At 67.6% G+C, this 16,255-nt stretch carries 17 protein-coding genes; 10 read left to right on the forward strand and 7 right to left on the reverse strand.

Annotated features, from left to right (window positions below; translation table 11 throughout):
* Positions 1-14: 14 nt before the first annotated feature.
* Positions 15-1,460 (forward strand): sensor histidine kinase, encoded by a 1,446-nt coding sequence (locus tag ABID97_RS02290; RefSeq protein WP_354396947.1) that lies wholly within the window; start codon positions 15-17, stop codon positions 1,458-1,460.
* Positions 1,461-1,475: 15 nt separating this feature from the next.
* Here ABID97_RS02290 and ABID97_RS02295 read toward each other — a convergent pair whose 3' ends face one another.
* From ABID97_RS02295 to ABID97_RS02305, 3 genes are read right to left on the reverse strand one after another with little or no spacing between them, the layout of a single operon-like run.
* Complete coding sequence (locus tag ABID97_RS02295; RefSeq protein ID WP_354396948.1) at positions 1,476-1,682, reverse strand: sporulation protein; 207 nt, start codon at positions 1,680-1,682, stop codon at positions 1,476-1,478.
* Between the two features lie 8 nt (positions 1,683-1,690).
* Positions 1,691-2,512, reverse strand: coding sequence for a biotin--[acetyl-CoA-carboxylase] ligase (locus ABID97_RS02300; RefSeq protein ID WP_354396949.1), 822 nt, complete (start codon positions 2,510-2,512; stop codon positions 1,691-1,693).
* Between the two features lie 2 nt (positions 2,513-2,514).
* The gene (locus ABID97_RS02305) at positions 2,515-3,135 is read right to left on the reverse strand and encodes an SET domain-containing protein (RefSeq protein ID WP_354396950.1); all 621 of its coding nucleotides are present in this window, start codon (positions 3,133-3,135) and stop codon (positions 2,515-2,517) included.
* Positions 3,136-3,318: 183 nt separating this feature from the next.
* Between ABID97_RS02305 and ABID97_RS02310 the strand changes: the two genes are divergently transcribed.
* On the forward strand, positions 3,319-6,261 hold the full coding sequence (locus tag ABID97_RS02310; RefSeq protein WP_354396951.1) for a DNA topoisomerase III: 2,943 nt from the start codon (positions 3,319-3,321) through the stop codon (positions 6,259-6,261).
* Between the two features lie 83 nt (positions 6,262-6,344).
* The gene (locus tag ABID97_RS02315) at positions 6,345-6,527 is read left to right on the forward strand and encodes a hypothetical protein (RefSeq protein ID WP_354396952.1); all 183 of its coding nucleotides are present in this window, start codon (positions 6,345-6,347) and stop codon (positions 6,525-6,527) included.
* 36 nt (positions 6,528-6,563) lie between these two features.
* Here the strand turns inward: ABID97_RS02315 and ABID97_RS02320 are convergent, their stop codons facing one another.
* Entirely contained in the window at positions 6,564-7,451 is an 888-nt protein-coding gene (locus tag ABID97_RS02320; protein ID WP_354396953.1) for a gamma-glutamyl-gamma-aminobutyrate hydrolase family protein, read from the reverse strand.
* A gap of 127 nt (positions 7,452-7,578) precedes the next feature.
* On the opposite strand from ABID97_RS02320, the gene ABID97_RS02325 reads away from it, so the two are divergent.
* The 6 genes from ABID97_RS02325 (at position 7,579) to ABID97_RS02350 (ending at position 11,847) form a co-directional block, all read left to right on the forward strand.
* Complete coding sequence (locus tag ABID97_RS02325) at positions 7,579-8,634, forward strand: sugar phosphate isomerase/epimerase family protein (RefSeq protein ID WP_354396954.1); 1,056 nt, start codon at positions 7,579-7,581, stop codon at positions 8,632-8,634.
* Positions 8,635-9,031: 397 nt separating this feature from the next.
* Positions 9,032-9,298: a hypothetical protein gene (locus tag ABID97_RS02330; protein ID WP_354401658.1), complete on the forward strand. Its 267-nt coding sequence runs from the start codon at positions 9,032-9,034 to the stop codon at positions 9,296-9,298.
* A 58-nt stretch (positions 9,299-9,356) separates the two neighbouring features.
* A complete protein-coding gene (gene infA / locus ABID97_RS02335; protein ID WP_015867950.1) occupies positions 9,357-9,629 on the forward strand; it encodes a translation initiation factor IF-1 in 273 nt (90 codons plus the stop codon).
* An 82-nt stretch (positions 9,630-9,711) separates the two neighbouring features.
* Positions 9,712-11,169: an ATP-dependent RNA helicase DbpA gene (dbpA, locus tag ABID97_RS02340; RefSeq protein ID WP_354396955.1), complete on the forward strand. Its 1,458-nt coding sequence runs from the start codon at positions 9,712-9,714 to the stop codon at positions 11,167-11,169.
* A 96-nt stretch (positions 11,170-11,265) separates the two neighbouring features.
* Positions 11,266-11,436, forward strand: a complete 171-nt coding sequence (locus tag ABID97_RS02345) for a hypothetical protein (protein ID WP_215248308.1) — start codon at positions 11,266-11,268, stop codon at positions 11,434-11,436.
* 87 nt (positions 11,437-11,523) lie between these two features.
* Positions 11,524-11,847: a hypothetical protein gene (locus tag ABID97_RS02350; protein ID WP_354396956.1), complete on the forward strand. Its 324-nt coding sequence runs from the start codon at positions 11,524-11,526 to the stop codon at positions 11,845-11,847.
* A gap of 16 nt (positions 11,848-11,863) precedes the next feature.
* Here ABID97_RS02350 and ABID97_RS02355 read toward each other — a convergent pair whose 3' ends face one another.
* The 3 genes from ABID97_RS02355 to ABID97_RS02365 all read right to left on the reverse strand — a co-directional run bounded on the left by ABID97_RS02355 (position 11,864) and on the right by ABID97_RS02365 (position 15,055).
* Positions 11,864-12,841, reverse strand: a complete 978-nt coding sequence (locus ABID97_RS02355) for a tripartite tricarboxylate transporter substrate-binding protein (protein ID WP_503012741.1) — start codon at positions 12,839-12,841, stop codon at positions 11,864-11,866.
* Positions 12,842-12,879: 38 nt separating this feature from the next.
* The gene (locus ABID97_RS02360; RefSeq protein ID WP_354396958.1) at positions 12,880-14,085 is read right to left on the reverse strand and encodes a M20 aminoacylase family protein; all 1,206 of its coding nucleotides are present in this window, start codon (positions 14,083-14,085) and stop codon (positions 12,880-12,882) included.
* A 103-nt stretch (positions 14,086-14,188) separates the two neighbouring features.
* Positions 14,189-15,055: a pirin family protein gene (locus ABID97_RS02365; RefSeq protein ID WP_354396959.1), complete on the reverse strand. Its 867-nt coding sequence runs from the start codon at positions 15,053-15,055 to the stop codon at positions 14,189-14,191.
* Between the two features lie 187 nt (positions 15,056-15,242).
* Between ABID97_RS02365 and ABID97_RS02370 the strand changes: the two genes are divergently transcribed.
* Complete coding sequence (locus tag ABID97_RS02370) at positions 15,243-16,172, forward strand: LysR family transcriptional regulator (RefSeq protein WP_354396960.1); 930 nt, start codon at positions 15,243-15,245, stop codon at positions 16,170-16,172.
* Positions 16,173-16,255: the final 83 nt, after the last annotated feature.

A 16,255-nucleotide genomic window follows, 5' to 3' on the forward strand; every position in this document is an offset into this window, starting at 1 on the left:
GGAGGCCGCAAGCCTTGAAATTGTTCCAGCGCGCGCAGCGCTCCCTGTTCGGCGAGATCCTCGACTGGATGCTCACGCCGCTCTTGCTGCTGGTGCCGGTGAGCATCGGCGTGACGTGGCTGGTGGCGCAGGGCATCGCCAATGCGCCTTTCGACCGTGCGCTCGAATACAACGTGCAGACCTTGGCGCGGCTGGTCACGGTGCAGCAGGGACAGACGGAGTTCGTGCTGCCGCAGCCCGCGCGCGAGATCCTGCGGGCCGACGATGCCGACCGCGTGTACTACCAGCTGCTGGACAGCCACGGCAAGCTGCTCAGCGGCGAACCCGACGTGCCGCATCCCAACACCGACGAGCCCCCGGTCACGGGCGTGGTCACGCTGCGCAATGGCGAAATGCGCGGCAAGCCGGTGCGCGTGGCCTCGCTCTGGCTGGCCGACGGCGACGACGACGCGGTGACGGCGCTGTTGCAGGTGGCCGAGACGCGCGAGAAGCAGTCGGTGCTGGCCACCGAGATCATCAAGGGCGTGCTGCTGCCGCAGTTCGCCATCCTGCCATTGGCCGTGCTGCTGATCTGGCTGGCGCTGGTGCGCGGCATCAAGCCGCTGTCGGTGGTGGAGGCGCGCATCCGCGAGCGGCGCCCGGGCGACCTGAGCCCGCTCGACGAATCGTCGGTGCCGCTGGAAGTGGTGCCGCTGGTGTCCTCGGTCAACGAGCTGCTCGACAAGCTCAACGAATCGATCCACACCCAGAAGCGCTTCCTGGCCGACGCGGCGCACCAGCTCAAGACGCCGCTCGCGGGCCTGCGCATGCAGGCCGACCTGGCCCAGCGCGAAGGGGCCAATGCCGACGAGCTCAAGCAGTCGCTCAAGCAGATCGGCCGCGCCAGCGTGCGGGCCACGCACACGGTGAACCAGCTGCTGTCGCTGGCGCGCGCCGAGAGCACCGGCGCCGGCACCGGCCGCCAGCCCTGCGACCTGGCCCGGCTCACGATCGAGGTGGTGCGCGAAGCGGTGCCGCGCGCCATCGAGAAGCGCATCGACCTGGGCTACGACGGCGCCGAGGCAGGCGCGCCGGGCGTGGTGCTCGAGGGCAACCCGACGCTGCTGAAGGAGCTGGTGCGCAACCTGCTCGACAACGCAATCAACTACACGCCATCGACCGCCGAACGGCCCGGCGTGATCACCGCGCGCGTGCTGGCCGACCCGTTCGGCCACGTGGTGCTGCTGCAGGTGGAGGACAACGGCCCGGGCATCGCGGAATCCGACCGGGAGCTGGTGTTCGAGCCCTTCTACCGGGTGCTGGGCAACGAGGCCGATGGCTCGGGGCTGGGCCTGCCGATCGTGCGCGAGATTGCCAACCAGCACCATGCGCAGGTCAAGCTCGAAGATGCGCACCCGGGCCGGCAACCGCCGGGCGCCCGCTTCACGGTGCGCTTCGAGGGCGAAGCAGCGGTGCCCTGAATCGCGTCCGGCGCGTCAGGGCGCGCCGTTGCCGCTCTTGCTGTCCTTGCTGTCCTTGCGGACCTGGAGCCATTCGGGGTGGACCTGGCGCGCGAGGCGCTGCGGTTCGCGCTCGTTGAGGCTCGCGGGCGCCAGCGCGAAACCGGCAAGGTCGCCGCGCGACCAGAGCCAGTAGCCGATGTTGGCAAGGAGCAGGGCGGCGACCAGCAGGCGCAGTTTCATCGGGATCCTCAAAAGGCCATGCCGCGCGGACGCACGCTGACTTCGTCGCTCGAGATCATCTGCAATCCGGCGGCGGTGCGCACCTGCAGTTCGCCGCCCCAGGCCACGCCTTCGCACAGGCCGACGCTGCCGTCGCTGAGCTGCACCTCGCGGCCTCGCAGCGCGTCGCGCGCGGCAAAGCGTTCGGCAAAGGGCACGAAGCCCTCGGCCTCGAAAACCTGCACGCTGCGCACCAGCGGCACGGCCAGTTCGGCCAGCACCTGGGGCGCCGTGGCCTCTGCGCGCCATTGGCGCAGCCACGCGGGCGGGGTGCGCATGCCCTCCGCGTCGCGGGGGCCGATGTTGATGCCGATGCCGATCACCAGGTAGCGCGGCGTGGCCGGGCCCTCGGCGCGGCCCGCATGCGGCATGGCGGTTTCGATCAGGATGCCGGCGAGCTTGCGGTCGTCCACCCACAGGTCGTTGGGCCACTTGAGGGCAACTTTGGCATCGCCCGAGGGGTCGAGGCTTTCGGCCACGCCGACACCCACGGCCAGCGAGAGGCCCGACCACTCGCGCGGCGCGAGCGGCAGGCCGAGCGAGAAGGTCAGGGAAGCGGCGCTTTCTTCGCTTTGCTGCGCGCTCTGCCACGGCCGGCCGAGACGGCCGCGCCCCGCGGTCTGGCGCTCGGCCACAAGCAACACCGGTGGGGTGTGGCCGGCGCGCGCGCGGCGCATCAGCTCGGTGTTGGTCGAATCGATTTCTTCCACGGCCTCGACCGTGAAGCCGGGCAGCAGCGGCGCCACGGCGGCGGCGATGCGGTCTTCGAACCAGGCGGCCGTGGTGCCCATGTTCAGTCCTTGCCGGCCTTCTCGTCTTTCCTGGACTTCTTTTTTTCCGCCTTCTTTTCGGCTTTCTTGTCTGCCTTCCTGGCCTCTTTCTTTTCGGCCTTTTTCTTTTCGGCCTTCTTCCTGGCCTTTTTCTTCTTTTTCTTTTCCTCGTCTTCGTCCTTGGGCGTCAGCAAGGTGCCGCGGCAATTCTCGGAGCCGCACCAGCAGGGAAATTCGGCCAGCAGCTTGGGCGTATAGGGCTCGTCGATGATCAGGCCGTAGTCGTAGTTGAGCTCTTCTCCTGCAGCGATGTTGCGCAGCGCCTTGATATAAACGCGCCCATCGACCTCGTCGGCCTCGCAATTCGGTTCGCACGAATGATTGATCCAGCGCGCCGCATTGCCGTTGACGTTGCCGTCGATCACGCGCCCGTCGTCGATGTGGAAGTAGAAGGTGTGGTTCGGCTGGGCCGGGTCGTGCGGGTGGCGGCGCAGCGCCTCTTTCCAGCTGATGACTTCGCCCTTGTATTCGATCAGCGTCTCGCCTTCGGCCAGGTCGTCGACGGCGAACACGCCGTTGCCGTGGACGTCCGAACGCCGCATCTGAATGCGGCGGCCGGCGAATTGTGGGGATTTGGAAGGCATCGCCGAAGTCTGTTAGGTTGAATATGCACACATGCGCGTGTGCGCGTGCGCACACGCGGGAAGCCGCAGATTGTATGTGGCCCCCACGCTCTCGCACTGCGTGTCGTTGCTGCCCCCCGGAGGGGGCCGCAGGCCGCCTTGAGGCGGCTCGGCGCCGGCCTGGGAACTCTTTTAGGAATGTTGATGAAGACTTTGGTAATTGCAGAAAAGCCGTCGGTGGCACAGGACATCGTCCGTGCGCTCACGCCGGTGGCCGGCAAGTTCGACAAACACGACGAGCACTTCGAGAACGAAAGCTATGTCGTGACCAGCGCCGTCGGCCACCTGGTCGAGATCCAGGCGCCGGAGGAGTTCGACGTCAAGCGCGGCAAGTGGAGCTTCGCCAACCTGCCGGTGATTCCGCCGCACTTCGACCTGAAGCCGGTCGACAAGACCAAGACGCGCCTGAACGCCGTGGTCAAGCAGGCCAAGCGCAAGGACGTGACGCAACTCATCAACGCCTGCGACGCGGGCCGCGAGGGCGAGCTGATCTTCCGCCTGATCGAGCAGTACGCGGGCGGCAAGACCGGCCTGAACAAGCCGGTGAAGCGCCTGTGGCTGCAGTCGATGACGCCGCAGGCGATTCGCGACGGCTTCGACGCGCTGCGCACCGAAAAGCAGATGCAGGGCCTGGCCGACGCCGCGCGCTCGCGCTCCGAGGCCGACTGGCTGGTGGGCATCAACGGCACGCGTGCCATGACGGCCTTCAATTCGCGCGACGGCGGCTTCTTCCTGACGACCGTGGGTCGGGTGCAGACGCCCACGCTGTCGGTGGTGGTCGAGCGCGAGGAAAAGATCCGCAAGTTCGTGAGCCGCGACTATTGGGAAATCCACGGCGTGTTCCAGGCCGAGGCCGGCCAGTACCCGGGCAAGTGGTTCGACGCCGGCTTCAAGAAGCCGCCGCCCGGCCCCGACGGCACGGCCGACGCCGAGATTCGCGCCGACCGCGTGTGGAGCGAGCGCGAGGCGCGCGAGATCGCCGATGCGGCGCGCGGCAAGCCCGCCACCGTCACAGAGGAGAGCAAGCCCACCACCCAGGCCTCGCCCATGCTGTTCGACCTGACCTCGCTGCAGCGCGAGGCCAACGGCCGCTTCGGCTTCTCGGCCAAGACCACGCTGGCGCTGGCGCAGAGCCTGTACGAACGCCACAAGGCGCTGACCTACCCGCGGACCGATTCGCGCGCGCTGCCCGAGGACTACCTGCCGGTGGTGAAGGACACGATGAAGATGCTCGCCGACAGCGGCATGAAGCATCTGGCGCCCTTTGCGCAGCAGGCGGTCGACGGCAGCTACGTGAAGCCCAACAAGCGCATCTTCGACAACGCCAAGGTGTCGGATCACTTCGCCATCATCCCGACGCTGCAGGCGCCGAGCGGCCTGTCGGACGCCGAGCAGAAGCTCTATGACTTCGTGGTGCGCCGCTTCATGTCGGTGTTCTTTCCGAGCGCCGAGTTCCAGGTCACCACCCGCATCAGCACGGTGGAAGCCGGCGGCAAGAAGTACCCCTTCCGCAGCGACGGCAAGGTATTGGTCAAGCCGGGCTGGCTCGCGATCTGGGGCAAGGAAGCCGTCAACGACGACGACGAGAAGGACGGCAAGAACCTGGTGGTGGTGAAGCCGGGCGAAACGGTCAAGACCGAGTCGGCCGACCTGAAGGCGCTGAAGACCCGGCCGCCGGCGCGCTATTCGGAAGCCACGCTGCTGGGCGCCATGGAAGGCGCCGGCAAGACCATCGATGACGACGAGCTGCGCGAGGCCATGCAGGAGAAGGGCCTCGGCACGCCAGCCACGCGCGCCGCCACCATCGAAGGCCTGATCACCGAGAAATACATGCTGCGCGAAGGCCGCGAGCTGATTCCCACCGCCAAGGCCTTCCAGCTCATGACGCTGTTGCGCGGCCTGGGCGTGGAAGAACTCTCCAAGGCCGAACTCACGGGCGAGTGGGAATACAAGCTGGCGCAGATGGAGAAGGGCGCGCTGAGCCGCGACGCCTTCATGCGCGAGATCGCCCAGATGACGGAGCACATCGTCAAGAAGGCCAAGGAATACGACCGCGACACCGTGCCGGGCGACTACGCCACGCTGTCCACGCCATGCCCCAACTGCGGCGGCGTGGTGAAGGAGAACTACCGCCGCTACACCTGCACCGGAAAGGCGGGACAGGAGCCCTGCGGCTTCTCGTTCGGCAAGTCGCCGGCGGGGCGCACCTTCGAAGTGGCCGAGGCCGAGGCGCTCCTGCGCGACAAGCACATCGGGCCGCTCGAAGGCTTCCGCTCCAAGGCCGGCTGGCCCTTCACCTCCGAGATCGTCCTGAAGTTCGACGACGAGGCGAAGAACTGGAAGCTGGAGTTCGACTTCGGCGACGACAAGAACGCCGACACGGGCGAGATCGTCGACTTCAGCGCGCAGGACACGGTGGGCCCATGCCCGATCTGCGGCGCTCCGGTGTTCGAGCACGGCAGCAACTACGTCTGCGAGAAGTCGGTGCCCACCAACGCGCAGCCGACACCCAGCTGCACCTTCAAGACCGGCAAGATCATCCTGCAGCAGCCGGTGGAGCGCGCGCAGATGGAAAAGCTGCTCGCCACCGGCAAGACCGACCTGCTCGACAAGTTCGTGAGCATGCGCACGCGCCGCGCCTTCAAGGCCTTCCTGACCTGGAACGCCGAAGAGGGGAAGGTGACTTTCGAGTTCGCACCGCGCGAAGGCGGCAGCAAGTTCCCGCCGCGCAAGACCTTCGGCAAGGCAGCGCCGGCGGGCAAGACGGCCGCCGCCAAGAAGGTGGCGGCAAAGAAGACGCCAGCGGCCAAGAAGGCACCGGCCGCCAAGAAGGCCGCCGCGCCGCGCAAGCCCGGCGCAGGCCTGAAGCCGAGCGACTCGCTGGCCGCCGTGATCGGCGCCGAGCCGGTGGCGCGCACCGAGGTCATCAAGAAGCTCTGGGACTACATCAAGGCCAACGGCCTGCAGGACGCGGCCAACAAGCGCGCGATCAATGCCGATGCCAAGCTCAAGCCGGTGTTCGGCAAGGACCAGGTGACGATGTTCGAACTCGCGGGCATCGTGGGCAAGCACCTCTCGGCGCAGTGATTTCGCCGGTAACTTCGTGCTACGGGCCGGCCAACGCGCCGGCCTATAGTGGCCGAAATCTCACCATTGCCAAGGAGTTCTCCGTGAAGCCATTGATTGCCGCTGTTCTTGCGATCGCGATGGGTGCCCTGGCGGCGGGCTGCGCCGGCACGGGACCGGCGGGCAACGCTGGCGGCGCCAGCTCGTCCGGCAGCAGCGGCGTCACGGTGTTCGGCACCATCGACGCCGGCGTCAGCGGCAGCACGAACCGTTCCGACCGGCGCTGACCGGCCGCGCATCGGCCCGCCGCATCGGCCCGCCACTCAGCGCCGCAGCAGCGCCTGGCGCAGCACCCGTGCCGCGCGGTCGCGGATGCGGCCCGGGCCGGCGCCCAGGGAGGTCTGCGGCGCGACCCGTGCCGTGGCGCAGGCCCAGAGAAAGTCGTGCAGGATGGGCGTGTCGTCCACCGTCTCGGTGCTGCCGTACTTGTGGAATTCCGGGTGCCACTGCGTGGCCGCGATGTAGCTGCGTCCCTTGTCGGTGCGGCGGCGGATCGCTTCCGGCACGCGGTCGGGCAGGCTCCAGGCCTCGACCTCGAAACCCGGTGCAAGGTCTTTCACGCCCTGGTGGTGGATGCTGTTGACCTTGGCTGTCTTGACCTCGGGGTACAGCTTGGCCAGCCGCGTGCCCTCGACGATCTCGATCCGGTGGAAATTCTGGTCGTAGGTGACGGGATCGCGGTGCCGAATGGGTTCGGGATGGCCGTGCTGCGCCTCGATGTCCTGGTAGAGCGTGCCGCCGAATGCGACGTTGATCAGCTGCAGCCCGCGGCAGACGCCGAAGATCGGCTTGCCGGCCTGCTCGAAGGCTTCGACCAGCGCCAGGTCGTACAGGTCGCGGATGCGGTCGCCCACCCATGCGTCCTTGAGCGGCTCCTCGCCGTAGCTCCCGGGCCACACGTCGGCCCCGCCGTGCATCACCACGCCATCGAGCCATTCGGCGTAGTGCGAGAGCTTGGTGTCGCCGCGTGCGGTTTCGCCCGTGGGGCAGGGCACCATCACCACCATGGCGCCGGCCGACATGAGCCAGTGCGCAATGGACTGCTCGACGTACTGCAGTGTCTTGTTGGTGAACAGGGAGCGCGCCGGATCTGCGTGCGAAAAGCAGGCGGACAGGCCGATCTTCAGCCGGGCGGAAACAGGTTGCGGCATCGCGGGACGGGCAGGGCGTGCTGTGCGGAAAGGAAAGTCCATTGTGGCGCTTTGGCCTCTCGCACGGGGTCGGACGACACGCCAAGTATGCTTTCAACGCCGCTACGACCAAGAAGGAAGACAAGCCATGAAGACGATCAAGGGCCCGGCCATTTTTCTGGCCCAGTTCGCGGGAGACGAAGCCCCGTTCAACTCGCTCGATGCCATTGCCGGCTGGGCTGCCGGGCTGGGCTACAAGGGCGTGCAGATTCCGAGCTGGGACGCGCGCCTGTTCGACCTCCAAAAGGCCGCCGGGAGCAAGACCTACTGCGACGAGGTCAAGGGCACGCTCGCCGCGCACGGTATCGAGATCACCGAGCTGTCGACCCACCTGCAGGGCCAGCTGGTCGCGGTGCATCCGGCCTACGACGCGGGCTTCGACGGCTTTGCCGCCCCCGAGGTGCGGGGCGATCCGGTGCGGCGCCAGCAATGGGCCGTGGAGCAGCTGCATCTCGCGGCCAAGGCGTCGGCCAACCTCGGGCTCACGGCGCATGCGACCTTCTCGGGGGCGCTGGCCTGGCCCTACCTCTACTCGTGGCCGCCGCGCCCGCCGGGACTCATCGAGGAAGCCTTCGACGAACTCGCGCGCCGCTGGCGCCCGATCCTCGATGCCTTCGACGCCGCGGGCGTGGACGTGGGCTACGAGATCCACCCCGGCGAAGACCTGCACGACGGCGTGAGCTACGAGATGTTCCTGGAGCGCGTGGGCAATCATCCCCGCGCGTGCCTGCTGTACGACCCGAGCCACTTCATGCTGCAGCAGCTGGACTATCTGGCGTACATCGACCACTACCACGAGCGGATCAAGATCTTCCACGTGAAGGACGCCGAGTTCAACCCGACCGGCAAGCAGGGCGTGTACGGCGGCTTCCAGAGCTGGATCAACCGGGCAGGGCGCTTCCGTTCGCTGGGCGACGGGCAGGTCGATTTCGGTGCCATCTTCTCGAAGATGGCGCAGTACGACTTCCCCGGCTGGGCGGTGCTGGAGTGGGAATGCTGCATCAAGCACCCGGAAGACGGCGCACGCGAGGGCGCCACCTTCATTGCCGACCACATCATCCGCGTGGCGGAGCGGGCCTTCGACGACTTTGCCGCGGGGGGCGTGGACGTGGCCGCGAACAAGCGGATGCTCGGGATCGGCTGAGCGTCCCCCCGACTCCGATATTTGTAGCGCCAGGCACCCGCGCGGCCGTCCGGTCCCGGGTGTTTGGCGCCTGAATTCCCGCACGTTGTTTTAAAGACAAGCAACTGTCATGCCCTGCGCGCTATAATGTCGGGTTCGTTTCGATACCACGACGAAGCACTTCGTCACTCCGCCGGCTGACCCGGACCGTCCCTTTGGATTGTTCAGGCCTCTTTCTTTCAAGCCGGCTTCACAGTGTGTTGGAGCGCCAGACCGGGCGCCCATGATTGCCACCACTGCCTTCGTTCTTGTTGAAGCGAATAGCGCGTCCGCCGCGCCGTTCTGGCCGGCCCACGCCCGTTTTCAATCATTTTTTCGGCATTTTGCGCCTACCTTTCGCGCAGGATGCCAAGGCTTCATGGACATCATTCAACACAGTATCGCGGAGGGCAAATACCTTGTCTCCCCGCTCATCCGCCACCAGGACGACGGCAATTTCGCCGCGTCCGTCTCGATCCGCTCCGGCCGCGGCAGCGGCATGCACGACCGCGTCATGCGGTTCACGCCGCGATTTGCCAGCCACGCCGCGGCGGTGGGCTACGCCGTCGACCAGGGCCTTTGCTGGATCCGCGAACGCAGCAGCCCTCTCAGCGTTGCCCCGCTCGCGCTTTCGTGCGCAGGCTGAAACAATCACGCCCATCTTCATCTCCAACACACATCGAACGAGTCAGAGGTAATCACACATGCCCAAGGAAGAACTGATCGAAATGAACGGCGCGGTGACCGAAGTCCTGCCCGACTCGCGCTACCGCGTGACGCTCGACAACGGCCATCAGCTGATCGCCTACAGCGGCGGCAAGATGCGCAAGCACCACATCCGCATCCTGGCGGGTGACAAGGTGTCGCTCGAACTCTCGCCCTACGACCTGACCAAGGGCCGTATCACCTTCCGCCACCTGGAGCGTCGCGGCCCGCCGCCGACCAACTCCGGCAACAACAACGCACCTCGCCGCTGATCCGCGACCGACGAAGGGCCTTGCGGCGCCCCGCGAAGGGTGCCGGCAAGGCCTTTGTTTTTCCGCGTCCGGCTGCCGAACGATGACCACGACCAATTCCCCCACCGGCGGCTCCCCAGCCCAGGCCCCGGCCCCGGCCGACCACGGCTTTGCCGCGCTGGCGCTCTCGCCCCAGATGCTGGCCAACCTCACCCAGCTCGGCTACACGCAGATGACGGCGATCCAGGCCGCCGCGCTGCCGCCGGCGCTGCTCGGCAAGGACCTGATCGCCCAGGCCAAGACCGGCAGCGGCAAGACCGCCGCCTTTGCGCTCACGCTGCTGTCCAATCTGAACCCGCGCCGCTTCGCCATCCAGGCGATGGTGCTGTGCCCCACGCGCGAGCTGGCCGACCAGGTCACGACCGAAATCCGCCGGCTGGCCCGCGCGGAAGAAAACATCAAGGTGGTCACGCTCTGCGGCGGCGTCGCGCTGCGCGGGCAGATCGCCAGCCTGGAGCACGGCGCGCACGTCGTGGTGGGCACGCCGGGCCGGATCATGGACCACCTGGAACGCGAGAACCTGAACCTCGAGGCGCTCAACACCCTGGTGCTCGACGAAGCCGACCGCATGCTCGACATGGGCTTCTTCGACGACATCGTGAAGGTGGCGCGCCAGTGCCCCAAGGAACGCCAGACGCTGCTGTTCTCGGCCACCTACCCCGAAGGCATCGCCAAGCTCGCGCAGCAGTTCATGAAGAGCCCGCAGCAGATCACGGTGCAGGCGCAGCATGAAGGCAGCAAGATCCGCCAGCGCTGGTACCAGGTGAAGGAGAGCGAACGGCTGCACGCCGTGAGTCTTCTGCTCGACCATTTCCGCCCCGTGAGCACGCTGGCCTTCTGCAACACCAAGCAGCAGTGCCGCGACCTTGTCGAAGTGCTGCAGGCCCAGGGATTCAGCGCGCTGGCGCTGTTCGGCGAGCTGGAGCAGCGCGAGCGCGACCAGGTGCTGGTGCAGTTTGCCAACCGCAGCTGCTCGGTGCTGGTGGCCACCGACGTGGCGGCCCGCGGACTCGACATCTCGCAGCTCGAAGCCGTGATCAATGTCGACGTGACGCCGGATTCCGAAATCCACATCCACCGCGTCGGCCGCACCGGCCGCGTGGGCCAGCAGGGCGGCGCCGAAGGCCTCGCATTGAACCTGGCCAGCATGGACGAGATGGGCAGCGTCGGCAAGATCGAGCAGCTGCAGGGCCGCGAATCCGAATGGCACGACCTGGCCGAGCTCACGCCCGGCAAGGGCGAGCCGATGCGCCCGCCCATGGCCACGCTGCAGATCGTGGGCGGCCGCAAGGAAAAGATCCGCGCCGGCGACGTGCTGGGCGCGCTCACCGGCGACTGCGGCTATGCCAAGGAGCAGGTCGGCAAGATCAACGTCAACGAGTACTCGACCTATGTTGCGGTGGACCGCAGCATTGCCGAAGAAGCCGCACGCAAGCTCGACAACGGCCGCGTGAAAGGCAAGAGCGTCAGGGTGCGCCTTCTGACACCGCAGTCCACCTGACATCCCTCCCATGGCCCCTCGTTTCGGCGCTTGGCAGACAAAATCTGCCGATGTGGCCTAATCGGGGGTCGAACATCCTTTTTATCCGAGCTTTCCATGCCCAAGAAAATCCGTACCGAAGCCGACCGTCTTGCCAGCCCGAAGCCGATCCCCATGCCCGGCTACACCGCGCCTCGCACCGGTGGCGGCCAGAAGATCAGCCTCGAGCGCGGCACCGCCACGCGCAGCAAGAAGAACCCGGGCAAGCGCCCGACCAAGGGCGGCTGATCCAGCCCCCGCGGCTCTTTCTTAGGAGCCACGACGAACGCGCCCCCGGGCGCGTTTTGTCATTGGGCCGCTACAAACAAGGCCGCCATGTCCGACGACAACCAGATCTTCATCCCGCCCTCGTTCTTCGCGGTGTATAGCGATGCGCGCCAGCGCCTCTCGGAGCCGATCGGCGTGGTGCGCGAGCGCTACGAGATCTGCGAAGACCTCGCCAACCACCTCGTGGGCCATGCGCAGATCCAACACCACACCGAGGTGCCGGTGGAAAGCGAGATCCTGCGCCGCATCCACGCCGGACTCGCCACGCCCGAATCCGGCGTGTCGGCCGCCGAGGCCGGCTGGATCGTCGCGCGGCTGGCCGAGTTGCTGGGCTGGCCCGGACCCGCGCCGCTGCCCGCCGCCGAAGCGTAGAGGCTGACGGGCTCCCTCAGTCGATCTTCGCGCCGGAAGCCTTCACCACCGCGCCCATCGCATCCCAGTCGGTGCGCAGCAGCTTCTGGAACTCTTCGGCCGTTTGCGTGCGCGGCTCCACGCCCAGGCGCTTGAAGCGCTCCTGGATCGCCGGATCGGCCAGCACCTTGTTGGTGGCCGCATTGAGGCGCTCGACTTCGGCCTTGGGCGTGCCGGCGGGCGCGAGCAGGCCGATCCATGAATCGAAGGCATAGCCCGGCAGGCCGCTTTCGGCCACGGTCGGCAAGGCGGGAAGGAACGGGCTGCGCGCCTGGCCGGTCGAGGCCAGCAGCTTCATGCGCGGATCGGTCTGGAAACCCATCACGCCGATGCTCGACGAGATGACGGCCTGCACGCGGCCCGCGAGCACCTCGTTCACCGCTTCCCCGGTCGACTTGGTCGGGATGTGCGTCATCTGCAGCCCGGCCTTGGCAAGGAACGAAGCCATCGCCAGGTGCGTGGCGCTGCCGTTGCCCGCCGAGGCGTAGTTGTACTTGCCCGGGTTGGCCTTGACCTCCTTGACGAAGTCGGCCGTGTTCGACACATTGAGCCCGCTCGCCACCGCCAGCACATAGCCCGCGTTGCCGATGTTCGCCACGCCCACGAAATCCTTCAGCGGGTCGTAGGACAGCTTGCTGTACAGGAAGCCCGCGATGTGGTGGCTCGCGGCCGCGAGCACCAGCGTGTTGCCGTCCGGCGGGGCCTTGGCCACGACCGCGGCGCCCACCGTGCCGCCCGCGCCCGCGCGGTTCTCGACGATCGCACTGGCGTTGAGCGCCGCGCCCAGCTCGGCATTGAAGGCGCGCGCCACCGTGTCCTGCACCGCGCCCGTGCCGAAGGGCACGACGATGTGGATCACGCGTTGCTGCTGCGCGTGCACGGGCGCGAGCGCGACGAGGGCCGAGGCGGCTGCGAGCGCCGCCAGTGAACGCCGGGTGAAAAGGGTAAAGGTCATCGGGGAGGCCGCTTTCATCATCGTCGACAGAAAAGGGTTCAGCTGCCCGAAGGCAACCAGCGCTGCACCAGCTTCACGAAGTAGCTGGCGCCGATCGGAATGATCTCGTCGTTGAAGTCGAACGAGGTGTTGTGGATGATGCAAGGGCCGGGCCCATGGCCACCAAGGCGGTGGTCGCCGTCGCCATTGCCGAGGAACGCATAGCAGCCGGGCCGCGCGAGCAGCATGTGGGCGAAGTCTTCGGCGCCCATCACGGCGGGAAAGTCGTCGGTCACCATGCCGTCGCCCACCACCTCGCGCATCACGCCGGCCGCAAAGCGCGCCTCGGCCACGTGGTTGACCACCGGCGGCGAGGAGCGGTTGAAGAAGACCTCGGCCGTGCAGCCGTGCGCCGCCGCCACGCCGGCCGCCACTTCGCGCAGCCGCGCCTCGATCTTGTCGATGGCCTCGATGGAGAAGGTGCGGATGGTGCCGCCCACGGTCGCCACGTCGGGAATCACATTGGGCGCATCGGAGCCCTGCAGCTGCGTGACCGCGAGCAGCGCGCGCTCGGTGCTGGGAATCGTGCGCGGCACGATCGTCTGCAGCTGCTGCGCGAGCGTGACCACCGCGGCCACCGGGTCGATGCCGGTATGCGGCATCGAGGCATGCGTGCCGCGTCCGCGCAGGGTGACCTTGTAGGTGTTGCTCGAGGCCATGAGCGCGCCTTCGTTGAGTGCGAAGCGGCCCACGTCGCCCACGGGAAAGTTGTGCAGCGCAAAGACCGCGTCGCATGGGAAGCGCTCGAACAGCCCGTCCTGGATCATCTTTTTGGCGCCGGCCTTGCCCATCTCCTCGGCGGGCTGGAAGATGAAATGCACGGTGCCGTCGAAATCATCGGGCCCCTGCCGTGACAGGTGCCAGGCGGCGGCCAGCAGCATGGTGGTGTGGCCGTCGTGGCCGCAGGCATGCATGCGGCCCGCGTGCGTGGACTTGTGCGCGAACTCGTTGGCCTCCTGCATCGGCAGCGCGTCCATGTCGGCGCGCAGGCCGATGGTGCGCGAGCCGGTGCCCTTGCGCAGCACGCCCACCAGGCCGGTGCCGGCGATGCCGCGATGCACCTCGATGCCCCATTCGGCCAGCAGGCCCGCGACTTTTTCGGAAGTGCGGTGCTCCTCGAAGCCGAGTTCGGGGTGGGCGTGGATGTCGCGCCGTATATCGACGAAGCGGGCGGCGTTGTTGGCGAAGGAGTCGACGATGTTCATGAAAGCGGGCGCTGCGGCCGGGTCGTTCGAAGCGAACGATTCTGGCGCAGCCGCCCGCCGCGTGCACGCTGGTTTGCGCTACGCGGGCGGAAGGGCGCTCGCCTCAGCGCAGGCGGCCTTGCTCGCGCAGCCGCGCGCCGATGCGCCGGATCTCGGCCTCGCCTTGGTCGAGCGCCGCCTGGCTGGTGTGCACCGAATAGCGGCCCATCACCAGCGCGTGCGGGTGCTTGGCGGCGGAGCCCAGCACGAAGGCGGTGTCGCCGTGGGCGACGAAGTCGATGGCCGCGGCCGATTCCTCGAATACCGCCAGTTCGCCGGTGGCGACCGGCTCGCCGCTGCCGTCGCCCGCATCGAGCCGGCCGGCGCTGACCGCGACCCAGCCCACCGTGTGGCCGGCCGGCGGCGTGTAGCGCCAGTGCTCGCCGTCCTTCAGCTGCACGGCCAGGTAGTTCATGGGCGCCGGGGCCGGAATGGGGCTTTGCGCCGCGCCGTAGCTTCCCAGCAGCACGCGCGCCGGGCCTTCGACGGGCACCTGCGAGGGCGCCAGGTAGATGCTCTCCGCCGGCGCGTTCTCTTCCGCCGCCGGCAGGGCCACCCACAGCTGGAATCCCTGCACGCGCCTGGTGTCCGGCGCGGGCGCGCCGTCATGCCACACGCCGTTGCCGGCACGCATCCACTCGACGCCGCCGGCCCGCAGCACGCCGGTTTCGCCGGTCGTGTCCTCGTACACCGTGTCGCCTTCGATCAGCCATGTCAGCGTGGCGATGCCCGAGTGCGGGTGCATGCCGAAGCCGGCGCGGCTGCCGGTGGTGTCGAAACCGAACAGGTCCAGGAAGACGAAGGGCTTCAGGAACTCGCCCAGGTCGCCCGGGCTCATGAGCCGGATGATCGGCCCATGCTGCGAACCGCGCGTGCGATAGACGATGGGGCGGGCTTCGGTGATGGGGGGCCTTGCAACGGCAGTGGTCATGGAGTGCTCCTGAATCGATAGAAGAAGAGGAAGAAAGATCAGCCCGCCCTGACCGGCAATTGCGGCACCGGCCGCAGGCGCCAGGCCAGGAACGCCGAGAGTGGATCGAAGGTTATGGCGGCACCCATTGATCGACAAGACAGCAGAATAGGATTGCACTCGTCCATCAAGAGAAGGAATCATCGCCATGCTCGACCTCAACGACATCGCCGTCTTTGTGCAGGTGGTGCGCCATGGCAGCTTTGCGGAGGCCGCGCGCCGGCTCGGGCTGCCGCCCAATACCGTGAGCCGGCGCGTGCAGCAGCTGGAAGCGCAGCTGGGCACGCGGTTGATGCAGCGCTCCACGCGCAAGCTCACGCTCACCAGCGCGGGCCAGGCCTTTCACGAGCGCTGCGCGGGCGCGGTCGACGGGCTGGTGGAGGCCGGGCAGGAGCTGATCACCGGCAGCCGCGAACCCAGCGGCCTGGTGCGCGTGGCGGCCACGGCCGACTTCTTCGATTTCTTCCCGATGGAATGGGTCGCCGACTTCCTGGCCGCGCATCCGCTGGTGCGCGTCGACTTCGTGCTCAGCGATGCCAAGGCCGACCTGATCGCCGAGCAGATCGACGTCGCCTTCCGCGGCGGCGCGCTGCCCGACTCGGGCTATGTCGGCCGCAAGCTCATGAGCGTTCGCACCGACGGCATGGTGGCGAGCCCCGCCTACATCGCCGCGCGCGGCGCGCCGGCCAGCTTGCAGGATCTGGCGAACCACGACTGCGTCACCGCGGCCCATCCGAGCGGCCGCACCGTCTGGCGCCTGGTGGGCCCCGGCGGCGCGGAAGAAGAAGTGCAGGTGAGCGGCCGCTTCACCGGCAACACCGCGCAGGCGCTGCGCAAGGCCGCGCTCGCCGGCCTGGGCGTCGCGCTGCTGCCGCCCACCATGGCCCGGCTCGACCTGGAAGCCGGCCGGCTCGTGCCGGTGCTGCCGCGCTACCAGCGCACCGGGCAGGGGCTGAGCGTGCTGTACCCGAGCCGCAAGCACCTGCCGCTCGCGGTGTCGGCGTTCATCGGCATGGTGATGGAGAAGCTGAGCGGGGTGGAGGGGCTACTTGAGATAGGGCAGTTGGGACGGAGCTAGCAAAGTTGTTTTTTGATCAAACAGCGCGGCTAGTGTCTTTTCAAGGTGCTTACGGGATGCGGACTGAGCCGAAATCATTTACA

It is taken from the genome of Variovorax sp. OAS795 (genome assembly GCF_040546685.1).
Classification (GTDB): Bacteria; Pseudomonadota; Gammaproteobacteria; order Burkholderiales; family Burkholderiaceae_C; genus Variovorax.